At 62.5% G+C, this 12763-nt stretch carries 12 protein-coding genes; 7 read left to right on the forward strand and 5 right to left on the reverse strand.

Features of this window, described 5'->3' with window-relative positions; genetic code table 11:
* The first annotated feature begins 551 nt into the window (after positions 1-551).
* Entirely contained in the window at positions 552-1646 is a 1095-nt protein-coding gene (locus tag OXH60_00820) for an Ldh family oxidoreductase (protein MDE0710661.1), read from the forward strand.
* Positions 1643-2113, forward strand: coding sequence for a hypothetical protein (locus tag OXH60_00825; protein MDE0710662.1), 471 nt, complete (start codon positions 1643-1645; stop codon positions 2111-2113). Before OXH60_00820 ends, OXH60_00825 begins: the two co-directional genes overlap by 4 nt.
* Here the strand turns inward: OXH60_00825 and OXH60_00830 are convergent.
* Genes OXH60_00830 through msrB form a run of 3 tightly spaced genes read right to left on the reverse strand, consistent with a single transcriptional unit; the run spans position 2110 to position 4718 of the window.
* Positions 2110-3273, reverse strand: coding sequence for a DegT/DnrJ/EryC1/StrS family aminotransferase (locus OXH60_00830; protein MDE0710663.1), 1164 nt, complete (start codon positions 3271-3273; stop codon positions 2110-2112). The genes OXH60_00825 and OXH60_00830 overlap by 4 nt on opposite strands.
* Complete coding sequence (locus OXH60_00835) at positions 3273-4256, reverse strand: Gfo/Idh/MocA family oxidoreductase (protein ID MDE0710664.1); 984 nt, start codon at positions 4254-4256, stop codon at positions 3273-3275. The genes OXH60_00830 and OXH60_00835 overlap by 1 nt, the downstream gene beginning before the upstream one ends.
* A 30-nt stretch (positions 4257-4286) precedes the next feature.
* Positions 4287-4718, reverse strand: coding sequence for a peptide-methionine (R)-S-oxide reductase MsrB (gene msrB / locus OXH60_00840; protein MDE0710665.1), 432 nt, complete (start codon positions 4716-4718; stop codon positions 4287-4289).
* Between the two features lie 333 nt (positions 4719-5051).
* On the opposite strand from msrB, the gene OXH60_00845 reads away from it, so the two are divergent.
* On the forward strand, positions 5052-5507 hold the full coding sequence (locus tag OXH60_00845; GenBank protein ID MDE0710666.1) for a MaoC family dehydratase: 456 nt from the start codon (positions 5052-5054) through the stop codon (positions 5505-5507).
* Positions 5508-5657: 150 nt separating this feature from the next.
* Positions 5658-6275, forward strand: coding sequence for a hypothetical protein (locus OXH60_00850; GenBank protein ID MDE0710667.1), 618 nt, complete (start codon positions 5658-5660; stop codon positions 6273-6275).
* Positions 6276-6455: 180 nt separating this feature from the next.
* Here the strand turns inward: OXH60_00850 and pdxH are convergent, their stop codons facing one another.
* On the reverse strand, positions 6456-7067 hold the full coding sequence (pdxH, locus tag OXH60_00855; GenBank protein MDE0710668.1) for a pyridoxamine 5'-phosphate oxidase: 612 nt from the start codon (positions 7065-7067) through the stop codon (positions 6456-6458).
* 401 nt (positions 7068-7468) lie between these two features.
* Here pdxH and OXH60_00860 point away from each other — a divergent pair, with 401 nt between their 5' ends.
* The 3 genes from OXH60_00860 to purB all read left to right on the forward strand — a co-directional run bounded on the left by OXH60_00860 (position 7469) and on the right by purB (position 12427).
* Positions 7469-9181: an acetolactate synthase large subunit gene (locus tag OXH60_00860; protein MDE0710669.1), complete on the forward strand. Its 1713-nt coding sequence runs from the start codon at positions 7469-7471 to the stop codon at positions 9179-9181.
* A gap of 161 nt (positions 9182-9342) precedes the next feature.
* Entirely contained in the window at positions 9343-10914 is a 1572-nt protein-coding gene (locus OXH60_00865; protein ID MDE0710670.1) for a gamma-glutamyltransferase, read from the forward strand.
* A 202-nt stretch (positions 10915-11116) separates the two neighbouring features.
* On the forward strand, positions 11117-12427 hold the full coding sequence (gene purB, locus OXH60_00870; protein MDE0710671.1) for an adenylosuccinate lyase: 1311 nt from the start codon (positions 11117-11119) through the stop codon (positions 12425-12427).
* On the opposite strand, the gene OXH60_00875 is transcribed toward purB, so the two are convergent.
* A complete protein-coding gene (locus OXH60_00875; GenBank protein ID MDE0710672.1) occupies positions 12414-12734 on the reverse strand; it encodes a DUF1476 domain-containing protein in 321 nt (106 codons plus the stop codon). The two genes, purB and OXH60_00875, sit on opposite strands and share 14 nt — an antisense overlap.
* Between the last annotated feature and the right edge of the window lie 29 nt (positions 12735-12763).

Below are 12763 nucleotides of genomic sequence, written 5' to 3' on the forward strand. Positions count from 1 at the left end.
TCGGTTGCGAAGCGGCCCAATCCCGTTCCGGTCAACCTGTTTCCCCCTCCGGGGAGGAACCTGCTGCTATCGCGGCCGAGGCACAGGCTCTTCGCGGGACTTGCGCAAGCAACTCGTGGGCGCTGCTGAAGCTAGCTCAGCGCTCACCCGGTTTCATGCCGTGGGCTGTTTCGCCGAATTTCTTCAAATCCAGCACGCGCCGCATCATGCTGCTCGCAACGTGCCGCGATGAACCGTACTTCCCTCGGTCGCCGTGTCCGGCAGCTTGTTCCACGGGCCCGACATGCATCCTCGATCGTGCGCCCTACCACTTCACGAACCGCTGCAACGGCGTCGGTTTGGCGTTGGCGGACCGGTTCGCTCGATGACGGTCCGCTCGAGTTCCACAGCTAATCCGTTGCAGACTATCCTGTAGCTGAAATGCACCGCGCTGAAAGGTGCGCAATCTGCACCCGTGGTTGCTAACGGCCCGAGGGTCTGCGTCGCCGGGCCTCCCCGGAAATCGCTACCCTGCCGGCCGCACTCACGACCTTCGCCAGGAGCTCTTCAACATGCGTATCCCTGCCCAATTGCTTGAAACTTATGTTGCCGAGATCTTCAAAGGCGCAGGTTGCCCCGATGATGAGTCCGAACGCATCGCGTTCTACCTCGTCCGAGCCAATCTGGCAGGGCATGACAGTCACGGGGTGATTCGGGTTCCGCGGTACCTCTCCTGGATGGAAATCGGGTCGGTCAAGGCGGGTGTGCAACCCGACGTGGTTAGCGAAGGTCCCACGCATGCCGTAGTGGACGGCTGTTTCGGATTCGGGCAGTCGGTCGGACCGTTCTGCGCCGACATTGGAATTGCCAAGGCCGAAGAACACGGTCTTTCCATCGTGGCAATCCGGAATTCGGGACACCTGGGGCGTATCGGCGACTGGCCGGAGCGCGCGGCCGACGCGGGAATCGCCTCGCTTCATTTCGTCAACACGTCCGGCCTCGGCCTGCTAGTCGCGCCCTACGGGTCATCTGATCGCAGATTCTCAACCAATCCCTTCGCGGCCGGCGTTCCCATCCCCGGCGAGGATCCGCTCATTCTGGACTTCGCGACATCGGTGGTGGCGGAAGGCAAGGTCTTGGTTGCTCACCAGGGCGGCAAACCATTGCCGGACGGCGCCCTGATCTCCTCGGAAGGAGAATTCTCGACCAACCCTGAGCTCATTTACGGTGTCGGGACCGCGGCAAATCCCAACGACATGCGCGGCGGTGGAGGTGCCATCCGGGCCATGGGCGAGCACAAGGGATCAGGTCTGGCGTTCCTCTGCGAGGTACTGGCGGGCGCCCTCACCGGCTCGGGCTGCGCAACCCCCGAGCAATCCAATCTCGCCAACGGCATGCTGTCCTTCTACTTCCGTCCGGATGTGCTTGGTTCCGAAGACGTATTCGCTGCAGAGATGGAGCGTTACCTCGCTTTCTTCCGGACCGCGCGCCCGCTTGACGGAACGGATCGTGTCATGATCCCGGGAGAGCCTGAGAACCGGTCCCGTGCCGACCGACTGGCCAACGGGATTCCGCTGACCGACACCACATGGGAATCCATTTGCTCCGCGGGCGACGGCTACGGCGTACGCGCACCCGCGCTTGTTTCGGAAGCCATCGCATCGTGATCCGCGGCATCCGAGACGCGACGCTGCTCATCACACTGCTGGCTGCGCCATCGGCTCTGGCCCAGGAAGTGGAGTGCACAGCGGATACGGCGGGGGATCCTGTCTGCGAGCTTCGGATACAGAGCGGTGGAAAAGAGGCATCCGACCTAGGTGTCTACAACGTTGCCCTGCTGCTGCAACGCCTGGCTCCCGCCACCGAGCAGGCGCTCTCGTTCTCGATTGCGATCGACGCCGCCGAATGCGGAAATCCTCCGCGGCGATTCATCAAGGAACCTGCGGGGTTTTCTGGAGGAGAGGCGAAACTCAAGTTCAACTTTCCGCTGTTCCTGCACACTTCCGACGATGGAGGAGAGTACTGCGTTCGCGTGACCGCATTCGGTTGCGAGGGAGGTTGCACCGGCCATATCGAGCTCAAGGTTGGCGATTCGGCCGTCATGCGTCAGGACACGGATCCTCTCCTTCGCTAGCGCTGTGTGCCCGGCCGGTGCCGGAGAACATCGCGCAGGGCGGCAATGACTCTCGCTACCATTGAATCGTCGAGCTCCGAGTGCATGGGAAGATTGACAACACGGGTCGTGATGTCTTCGGCCATCGGACAGGGAAGACCCAGTCGGGCGGAGTCGCGAAATGCCATCTGAGCAGGCAGGGTGCGCGGGTAGTACACGCGCGTCGGGATCCCGCGTTCGGTGAGCGCAGCCCGGACGGCATCCCGGCGGTCCACCAGCAGGGAATACTGGGCCCAGACACTGACGTTGCCGTCGGGGACCACGGGGATCTCCGCCAGATCACGTAGCGCCTCCGTATAGGCATCGGCGATCGCGTTTCGTCGTGCGATTTCATCCTGGTAGGCGGGAAGTTTGGCTAGCAGCACCGCCGCCTGCAGCGTGTCGAGCCGGGAGTTGGTGCCGATCCGCTGGGCGTCGTAGGGGTCCCCGGAAGTTCCGTGCGCGCACACGACTCGCCACTGCTCCATGCGTGCCCGATCGTCGGTGAACATCGCACCGCCATCGCCCCATGCGCCCAGCGGCTTGCTGGGAAAGAAACTCGTGATCGTCGCGTCCCCAAACGCTCCCACCCTGCGACCGTGCTGGCTGGCGCCAAAGCTCTGGGCGCCATCGACCAGTAGAAAGAGACCCTCCTCCCGGCACAGCGGTTCCAGGCGCCCGTAGTCAGCCGGTAGCCCAAAGAGGTCAACCGGCATCACGGCGCGGGGGACGAGATCCCCTGCCGAACGCACGTGGCGGATCGTGTCAGCCAACACGGACGGATCCATCACGAACGTCCGAGGATCAATGTCGACAAAGATCGGGGTCGCGCCGTTCAGCGCAACGGCACCGCCGGTCGCCACGAAACTGAACGCCGGGACGAATACCGCATCACCGGGCCCGATTCGTTCCGTGCGTAACGCGATGTTCAGCGCGTCCGTGCCATTGGCAACTGCAACGACATGCTTTGCGCCTGACCGGGCAGCGAGCACGGTTTCCAGTTCCGCCACCTCGGGCCCATTGACGAAACGGCCATGCCCCAGGACCGTCGCGATGCGCGCGTCGATCACCGGCTGCAGTCGTTTGTACTGCCCTACGGGGTCAAGTAGACTTACAGGGGGCTGCGGCGACGAGCGGCTCATCATCCGTTCTCCGGCGTCTGCAGCAGCACCGTCCGTTCCTCGTTAAGCGAACGGAAACAGGCGTCCAGCACGGTCATGACACGTAGTCCCTCGGATGCTCCGCTCAGTGGGGCCACACCGGTCTTGACAGCTTCCACGAAAGCGACGCATTCGGCAGCCAGGGGCTCCTGCTCGGGAAAGCGGATTGCGCACGGGGGCTGACCGGCAGGTGTCAGCCTCAACTTCGTTCCCGGGGGCGCCACGTCGTCAAATACCGCCGAACCGGAATCGCCTCGCACCTCGAAGCGCTGCACCTTTGAATCGCTGCGCCAGGAAACGGTCGTCCGGGTCCTGAGACCGGTCCTGAAGCAAAGCTCGATTGCGCATTGCACATCGGACGAGCCACCCGAATGGGGACCGGTGCCAGAGCAGCGAACCGATGTTGGCAGCGCGCCGGTACAAGCGAGGATCATCGCGACATCATGTGGAGCGAACTCCCACAGGACGTGTTCCCGCGGGACTTCTGGCCCCGGGGCGAGCCTGCTGGTCACGATGCTGTGCAGTGTCCCGAGGCGGTCGCTGCGCACCAACGACAGCAACGACTGAAACGCCGGGTGATAATGCAGCAGGTGTCCTGTCACCAGCTGCAATCCTGAACAGCTCGCATCGGCCACCAGCGCCTTCGCGGCGGCAAGGTCGGTGGTCATCGGCTTTTCGACGAACACGTGCAGGCCTGCAGCCAGAGCCGCCGCGGCGATATCGTGATGGGTGCCGGCCGGTGTCGCGATAGCAACTGCATCCACCTCCCCGGAACTGATGAGCTCATTCGCATGACCATGGCCGGGCACCGACGGACACGCGCGCGCAGCTGCACGAAGCGCTTCCGAGGCCGAATCGCATAATCCCGCCAGGCACCCGATCCCGTGAAAGTTTCGCGCCAGGTTCCGGCCCCAGCGGCCGGTTCCCACGACACCCACGCGAACCCGCGTGTCACGCAACGTCAACGACAACTCTTTGGGGGCAGGCCTGCTGAATCAGCTGGGCTGATCAGGCGGCGATCCGTCTGAAGGGTGCAGTACCAGTGCGGCGGAATTCAAGCAATATCGCTGTCCAGTAGGCGGAGGGCCATCAGGAAAGACATGGCCGAGGTGCGCGTCACATGCCTGGCACAGCACCTCGGTTCGAACCATTCCGAAGCTCGTGTCCGTGCGTTCCGTCACACAAGTCTTGGCAAGAGGTTCCGCGAAGCTCGGCCACCCTGTCCCGGAGTCAAACTTCGCATCCGAGGCAAACAATGAAGCTCCACAGCAAACGCAAACATAAGTGCCCGGACGCTTCTCATTGCAATAACGCCCGCTGAAAGCGCGCTCGGTCGCGGCCCTGCGGGTAATGGCGTACGTCTCGGCCGACAACCGCTCGCGCCAGTACGCATCCTGATCTGCTGCGTCCTTCCAGTCGTGGTCCATACGCCAAGCTCCTGCTGCTGCAGCACTATACCCGCTAGACCGGGAAAGGCGCGCCTTTGCTTCCGGGACGGAAACACGAGCCCGAAACCGGCACTAGCCATGCCATTTCACCTGCTTGGTAATCGGATCGGGGCTGCAGGGGTAGTCGGCATCATTGGCATCCAGGCCACCCTAACCTTCGCACTGCGTATCGGACACAGCCCGCCACCATGACAGGTGTCCTGCTAGGATTCGCGAACGACGGGAGGTGGACCCAGGTCCGCAGGACCGCGGCAGGGAGCCGAATCAACCAGCCTTGCGTCACTGCCAATCATGCTTCGGAGCAAAGCCACGATGCCGACTGTTATTGCGCTTGCAGATTTACCCCGCTTTGCAGGGAAAGAGATCGGAACCAGCCAGTGGCTGGAAATGGACCAAGACCGCATCGACCGATTTGCCGAAGCAACCGCTGACTACCAATGGATCCACGTCGATGCCGAGCGCGCTGCATCGGGCCCGTTCGGGACGACGATTGCGCATGGTTTCCTGACGCTTTCGATGATCAGCTCCTTCACGTCGCAGATCCTCAAGGTCGAGGGAATCGCTCGCACCATCAACTACGGCGCCAACCGCCTGCGATTTCTCACACCGGTTCGACCGGGCGACAAGATTCGGAGCCGCCTGGAAATCCTGCGTGTGGAAGACTTCAAGGGGGGAGTCAAGGTGGAGAATCGATCCACCGTGGAAATCGACGGTGCGGAACGGCCTGCTTGCATCGTGGAAGGGATCGCCGTCCATTACCCGGCATGACCAATCCCCGGCCGGTCAGCCGGATGACTGGACCAAGTACCGCAGAGAACACTTGCTTTAGGCAAGAGATACTGGACGGCAGATCGGATGAACCCGTCACTACCAGCTAGGCAGCCAGGATTGTCCCCTGTTGGTCCCCGGACAATACGCATGGTGCTTGCCGGCCAATCGAATGCCACGTTCGCACTGACGCGTGCACGAAGTTCGTGCCCCGGCGTCGACAGGCTCAAGGGGCGCAGCCGGCAGCTGGTGGCGGTGATCCTCCTGGTGCTCGCAACAGTACTGGTACGCGGCCCGGGAGAAGCGCTTGCGGACGACGGGGATTCAGGTGGGCGCACCGCCGTTCCCGAAGCTCGCCTGATCCCCAACTGCGCCCGGACTGGCGGCGGGATCGCGATCGCCGAAGCCCAAGGCCGGATCTACTACTGTCTGCAACGCGTCGTGGCCATCGAACGACGCTACCCTAGCGCTTCAAAGTTCTTCTTCCTGCACGAATATGGGCATATCGCTTTGCAGTCGGGCGACGAGCTTCTCGTGGACTGCTGGAGTGCCCATGAGCTCTCCCACACCGTCCGAGGCGAGGAAGTCCTGACCGCCGCACGTCGCTACATCGAGCAATTCAAGCTGTTCATCCCAAAGTACGGGGGAACCGGAGCCGATCGGTCCGAACTTCTCAAAGGCTGCTACGACGAGGGCCTGGCTTGGCTTGAGCGGGCCCGAGCCGAAGGCAGGCGGCCGCCACCACTTGCAGCCGGGAACCGCCAGTGAACGTGCACGCCCCAGTGCCCCACTCATGCTCTGACCGGATGTGCAACCTGCCTATGATCCAAGCGCCGTCCTGACACGACGGAACGGATCACCCGGCACACGTGCGCGGTGCCCCAAGCTCTTCCCGCCACTCGCGCACGTGAGCCCGTTCTTTACCCACCTGCATGCGGCTGTCCCTGCCTAAGGTGCCAACCGTTCGTACCGCCACCCCTTCTTGGCGCGTACGTACCGGAGGCGTTCGTGCAGGCGATCGTCGCGGTGACGCCAAAACTCAATCCGATTGACAGCGATTCGATAGCCCGTCCAATGGGAGGGACGGTCCACCGGCCTGCCTGAGAAGTGCTCCGCGGTTTCTTCGAACTGCCGGCTCAATTCTTCCAGTCCGCCTGCCAGCACGCTCGATTGCGCACTTGCCCACGCGCTGATCTGACTCCCGCGAGGTCGGGACGCAAAATAGCGATCAGCTTCTTCATCGCTCACAAGCACCGCCGCGCCTTCGACCCTTACCTGTCGGCCCAGCACCGGCCAGTGAATGACCAGCGCGGCGTTCGGGTTTCCCTTGAGCTCCTCGCCTTTCCGGCTTTCAGTGTTCGTGTAGAACACCAGGCCATCTGCGTCGATTGCCTTCACCAGCACCATTCGCGCTGCCGGAGCTCCGTTTTTTCCCACGGTGGCAAGGCATGCGGCCGACGGGTCCTGCGTCTCTTCTCTTTCGGCGTCGGCACGCCAGGTTTGCAGCAGCTCAATCGGGTCGTCGACCACTGGCAATGGTGCAATCGGTCTGTCTTCCATGTGTTCCCCGGTACGCCAGTGGGCGCGTAGGTAGCTGCGGCCCGAGAGAACTTCCCCAGGCGGATTTCAAAGTGCGGCCCTACGGTCGGTGGATCAAGCCGTCGATTCCACGGACCGAGGCTGTGAAGGCGCTGGCGGGCCGCCGGTTGCCGACACCGTAGGCGCTAGGGACGCCCCGGTCTGCTCGATCGCCTTCGTTGGCGAGCACACCGGCCCGCGTCGCCTGCCGGATGGCCGCAAGAAGTTCCCCGCGGTGATAACGGTGGCATCAGCCGCAAACAACGTGTCTGGTGTATTTCGCGACATGTGCCCGTCTCTCGCAACCGACGGCTGTTTCGGAAACTAGGCTCCCGCCCGTCTCACCGCTAGAACCATGTACCAACCGGTACAGGAGAATCATCATGGGCAAGGCATCGGATCTGCTGGTCAGCGCGTTGGAAGCCGAAGGTGTCAACACGATCTTCGGAATCCCGGGTGAAGAGAATCTGGACTTCCTGGACTCATTGACCCGATCCACCAAGATCAGACTGGTGCTGACACGCCATGAACAGGCGGCCGGCTTCATGGCGGCCACTTATGGCCGTTTTACCGGTAAGGCCGGGATCTGTCTCTCAACGCTGGGGCCGGGCGCAACGAATTTCACCACTGCCGCTGCGTACGCGACGCTCGGCGGCATGCCCATGATGATGATTACCGGCCAGAAACCGGTGAAGCGCTCGAAGCAAGGCCAGTTCCAGATTCTCGACGTGGTCGAGATGATGAGGCCCATCACGAAGTACGCACATCAAATCGTGTCGGCCGACAACATTCCCACCCGCGTCCGTGAAGCCCTGCGACAGGCGGAGGAGGAAAAGCCTGGCGCCGTCCATCTCGAGCTGCCCGAGGATGTCGCCGGCGAACCCACGCTGGAGCGTCCGGTCGCCGCCTCCTACGTGCGTCGCCCGATCGCGGAAGAGAAAGCGGTGCGGGCGGCCGTGGACCAGATTGCCAACGCTAAGTCTCCGATCATTGTGATCGGTGCCGGAGGGAACCGGAAGCTGACCAGCCGCATGTTGACCGAGATGGTCGAACGGTTTCGCATTCCTTTTGCCACAACGCAGCTCGGAAAGGGGGTCATCGACGAAGCTCATCCTTTGTTCATGGGATGTGCGGCGCTGTCGGCAGGCGACTTCGTGCACCGTGCGATCGAGAGCGCTGACGTGGTGATCAATGTCGGCCACGACGTGATCGAAAAACCTCCGTTCTTCATGCATCGCGGTGATGGGCCCGAGGAACGACCACACCAGTCGGATGTCGACCCGGTTCGCGTGGCCCGAGGCACCGCCGTCATCCATGTGAACTTCCGGTCTGCCGAGGTAGATCCTGTCTATTTCCCGCAAATCGAAGTGGTGGGTGACATCGCTAATTCCGTCTGGCGAATCAGCCGGCTGCTCGAACTTGAAGAGACATCTTGGGATTTCGATCGCATGGGTGCCATCAAGGCTCACCACGATGCCAGCATGGCTGAAGGCGAGGACGACAGCAGGTTCCCAATCTACCCGCAACGCCTGGTGCGAGACGTCCGAAGCGTCATGCCCGATGACGGGATCGTGTGTCTGGACAACGGGGTCTACAAGATCTGGTTCGCCCGCAACTACCGCGCCCGCGGCCCGAACACCGTGCTCCTCGACAATGCCCTAGCGACCATGGGTGCAGGATTACCGTCAGCCATGGCCGCCCACCTCGTCCATCCCGACCGCAAGGTGTTGGCCATCTGTGGTGATGGAGGGTTCATGATGAACTCGCAGGAAATTGAGACTGCGGTTCGCCTGAAAATGGATTTGACCTGTCTGATCCTCAATGACGGTGCCTACGGGATGATCCGTTGGAAACAAGCAAACATGGGCTTCTCGGACTGGGGCCTCGAGTACGGAAATCCTGATTTTCGCGCTTATGCGGAGAGTTACGGAGCCGCCGGACATCGCATCGCGAGCGTCGAGGAACTCGCCCCCCTGCTCGCGGCATGCTTGTCCAGCCAGGGAGTACATTTGATCGATTGCCCTGTCGATTACTCTGAGAATGACCAGATCCTGAACCACCACATTCAGGAGCAGAGTGCGGCCATCGGGACATGATCACCGGGGCGATCGCCGACTCTCCGGATATCCGGATTGCGGGCATTCGTGCCCGCGTCTTTCCGCGGTGAATCGGGGCCACAAAACATCCATCTCCGGATCTCGACGGTTTCGAAGCCCGGCCGGGCCGAGACCCAATTTCAGCTTGAGAGGAAGTTCCGATGAATGCCACGGCGCGGCCGCCAGTCCCGTTTGAGAACTGGACCATCACCAAACCCGCCAGGCGCGGCCGCAAGGGAGTCGTGGTCGCACAGGAAGCCGAAGCTGCGGGGATCGGCGCGGACATGTTCGAAAGCGGCGGAAACGCAGTCGATGCGGCCATCGCAACCGCGCTCGCGCTGTCCGTCACTGAGCCGTGGATGAGTGGGCTGGGTGGTGGCGGCTTCATGGTTGCCTACATCGCTTCAGAGCACGCCGTGAAGGTCATCGACTTCGGCATGGTCGCCCCCGGCCAGCTCGATCCGTCCGACTACCCGCTGACCGGTTCCCAGGGGGCCGAGATGTTCGGATGGCCGCAGGTAGAGGACGACGCCAACATTCACGGCCCCAAATCGATCGCAGTCCCGGGCGCTGTCGCGGGCTACGGGCTGGCGGCTGCGACTTTCGGGCGCAAGTCATGGTCTGATCTCGTTGACCCCGCCGTCGAACTCGCGGATCGGGGCCACCGCGTGACATGGTGGACCACCCTTCAGGTTGCTGCGGAGGCCAGTTTGCTGGCCCGGTATCCGGCTTCCGGAACCGTCTGGCTGCCCGGCGGATTTCCGCCGTCGATGCTCCCGGAGACGACGACGTCAGTTCTCTCGATGCAGGCCCTGGCGCAATCATTGCGGGTGCTGGCCGACGAGGGCCCGCGGAGCCTCTATGAAGGAACGCTCGCCCGGTCGGTGGCAGCCGACGTGAAAGCAGCGGGCGGGTACCTGTCAGAGGCAGACCTTGCGGCGTATGCCGCCCGACTCACGGAGCCGCTCCAGCTGGCACGCGGGGAAGCGGTCTATCATCTACCTCGAGGACTGACCGCCGGGCCGACGTTTGCGCAGGCCCTGTCGCAACTTCCGGCGTTCGATTCGCGCGAGCCGGACGCCGTTACCTACCGCGCCTACGCCAAAGCGCTGGTCGATGCCTATCGAGGCAGACTCGAAAGCCTGGGGCATGCCGGTGACGACGGTAGCCAGAGCTGCACAACCCATGTCTCCGCAGCCGACGCCGACGGCAACCTCGTCATGCTGACCACTACCCTGCTATCTCCCTTCGGATCGCGAATGGTGCTGCCGGGCAGCGGAATCCTGATGAACAACGGTATCAACTGGTTCGACCCGCGGCCGGGCAGGCCCAATTCGCTTGCTCCCGGCAAGCGTCCGCTTTCCAACATGTGCCCGATGGTGGCGACGCGAAATGGGGTGCCGTGGTTTGGATTTGGCGCTTCAGGCGGACGCAAGATCATGCCGGCAGTGTTTCAGCTCGCATCCTTCACGAACGATTTCGGCATGGACCTGGAAACCGCCCTTGCCCATCCAAGGCTCGACGCCAGCAACATCGACACGCTGGTTCATGATGAGCGCCTCGACACCGCCGTGGCCGCGGCGATCAATGCCGTCGCCCCATCGACTCCCTGGGGCCCAACCTCGTTTCCTTCCATGTACGCCAATCCTTCCGGCGTGGCGATCACGGTCGACGGGGAGTGTCTCGGCGCCGTGCATCCGTATTCACCGGTCAGCGGTGTGGCGGCGGCATAGGTTTCACGCACGCCGCCAACAAGAAACGTGCACCTCGACCCGCATTCACTCCATTCACCCGACCAGGTCCCGTTAGACTGGCGTTCGCGCGGGCCGCGCTTCCGGTAATCCGCGTGTATAAGTCCGGCCACACCCTCAGCGCCTGCGAGGCTGATCCCGCGCTCGTGAGTGCCGCAACCTTCATTCTTCGAGACGCCTTGCGATGATTCCCCGCTATGCCCGCGCCGAGATGACCCGCCTCTGGGAGCCGGAAACAAAGTTTTCGATCTGGCTCGAGATCGAGGCCCTAGCCTGCGAAAAGCAGGAACAGCTGGGCACCATCCCTCACGGTGTGGCCGAGAAGTTGCGACAGCGTGGACGCATCGATATCCCGCGCATCGACGCCATTGAGCAGGAGGTTCGCCATGACGTCGTTGCGTTCCTGACCAGCTTGGCCGAACAGGTTGGAGAAGAATCGCGCTTCGTGCATCACGGCATGACGTCGTCGGACGTTCTCGATACGTGCTTTGCCGTGCAGCTGACCCGAGCGGCCGATTTTCTGTTGAAGGATCTGGACGAACTCCTGATCGCCCTTCGCGCTCGAGCGCACGAGGCCAAGGACATGGTCTGCATCGGCCGCTCACACGGTATCCACGCCGAGCCGACCACCATGGGCCTCAAGTTCGCGCAGGCCTATGCGGAATTCGATCGGAACCGGGATCGGCTCCGATCGGCCCGGGAAGCTGTCGCGACATGCAAGATGTCTGGTGCCGTCGGTACTTATGCCTCGATCTCCCCGGAAGTCGAGGCACATGTCGCCAATCAGCTGGGGCTCGTACCCGAACCCGTTTCGACACAAGTCGTGCCGCGCGACCGACATGCCATGTACTTCGCAACGCTTGCCGTGATCGCGAGTTCGGTTGAGCGGGTTGCGACTGAGATCCGGCATTTGCAGCGGACCGAGGTGCGGGAAGTGGAGGAGGCGTTTTCCGAGAAGCAGAAAGGGAGCTCGGCAATGCCGCACAAACGAAACCCCGTGCTCTCAGAAAACCTGACCGGATTGGCCCGCCTCGTCCGCTCGATGGCGTTTCCCGCACTGGAGAACGTAGCCTTGTGGCACGAACGCGATATCTCGCATTCCTCGGTCGAGCGCATGATCGCCCCTGACGCCACGATCACGCTTGATTTCGCCCTGACCCGCTTAACAGATGTTATCAGGAACTTGGTGCTGTATCCGGAAAACATGCGAGCAAATCTCGGCCAGCTTGGCGGCCTGCATGCAAGCCAAGCGGTCCTGCTTGCGCTTGCCGAAGCAGGAGCCGCGCGAGAGGTCGCCTATCGCATTGTCCAGCGCAATGCGATGCGGGCATGGAGCAAGGAAGGAAGTTTCAGGGATCTGCTCAGCGGCGATCCCGAAGTGACCGCCTATCTCGCGCCAGAAGCATTGGCCGCAGCCTTTGACGATGCCCGACACGTGCGCAATGTCGACATCGTGTTCGAACGTGTATTCGGAGCCACCATCATTCCGACATGATCTCGGATTTCGCCTGATCCAGCAGGCGGTCCATCTCGGCGCGAATTTCACCCTCACTCTTGTGCATGCCAGCAGCTTCAAAATCGGCCTGCAGCTTCCGAACCACGTCAGCGTCGCCAGGCTCATCGAAATCGGCCTCTACCACTTCCTGCGCATAGCTCGCTCGCTCCGCTTCGGGGCGCCCCATGACCTCGGCAGCCCAAATTCCGAGCAGCTTGTTTCGCCGCGCGACCGCCCGAAACTGCAGCTGCTGGTCATGCGCGTACTTCTTCTCGGCCTCGTCCTTCCGATCATCGAACGTGGTCATGATTGCCCCCTCCCGCCAGGATTCTGAGG

The organism is Rhodospirillales bacterium, from assembly GCA_028824295.1.
GTDB lineage: Bacteria > Pseudomonadota > Alphaproteobacteria > TMED109 > TMED109 > VXPW01.

What these genes read in the sequence shown, in the direction of transcription:
- OXH60_00820 (MDE0710661.1), top strand. Translation starts at nt 552, where the DNA reads ATGCGTATCCCTGCCCAATTGCTTGAAACTTATGTTGCCGAGATCTTC.
- OXH60_00830 (MDE0710663.1), bottom strand. Translation starts at nt 3,273, where the DNA reads ATGAGCCGCTCGTCGCCGCAGCCCCCTGTAAGTCTACTTGACCCCGTA.
- OXH60_00850 (MDE0710667.1), top strand. Translation starts at nt 5,658, where the DNA reads ATGGTGCTTGCCGGCCAATCGAATGCCACGTTCGCACTGACGCGTGCA.
- OXH60_00875 (MDE0710672.1), bottom strand. Translation starts at nt 12,734, where the DNA reads ATGACCACGTTCGATGATCGGAAGGACGAGGCCGAGAAGAAGTACGCG.
- pdxH (MDE0710668.1), bottom strand. Translation starts at nt 7,067, where the DNA reads ATGGAAGACAGACCGATTGCACCATTGCCAGTGGTCGACGACCCGATT.
- OXH60_00865 (MDE0710670.1), top strand. Translation starts at nt 9,343, where the DNA reads ATGAATGCCACGGCGCGGCCGCCAGTCCCGTTTGAGAACTGGACCATC.
- msrB (MDE0710665.1), bottom strand. Translation starts at nt 4,718, where the DNA reads ATGGACCACGACTGGAAGGACGCAGCAGATCAGGATGCGTACTGGCGC.
- OXH60_00845 (MDE0710666.1), top strand. Translation starts at nt 5,052, where the DNA reads ATGCCGACTGTTATTGCGCTTGCAGATTTACCCCGCTTTGCAGGGAAA.
- OXH60_00860 (MDE0710669.1), top strand. Translation starts at nt 7,469, where the DNA reads ATGGGCAAGGCATCGGATCTGCTGGTCAGCGCGTTGGAAGCCGAAGGT.
- purB (MDE0710671.1), top strand. Translation starts at nt 11,117, where the DNA reads ATGATTCCCCGCTATGCCCGCGCCGAGATGACCCGCCTCTGGGAGCCG.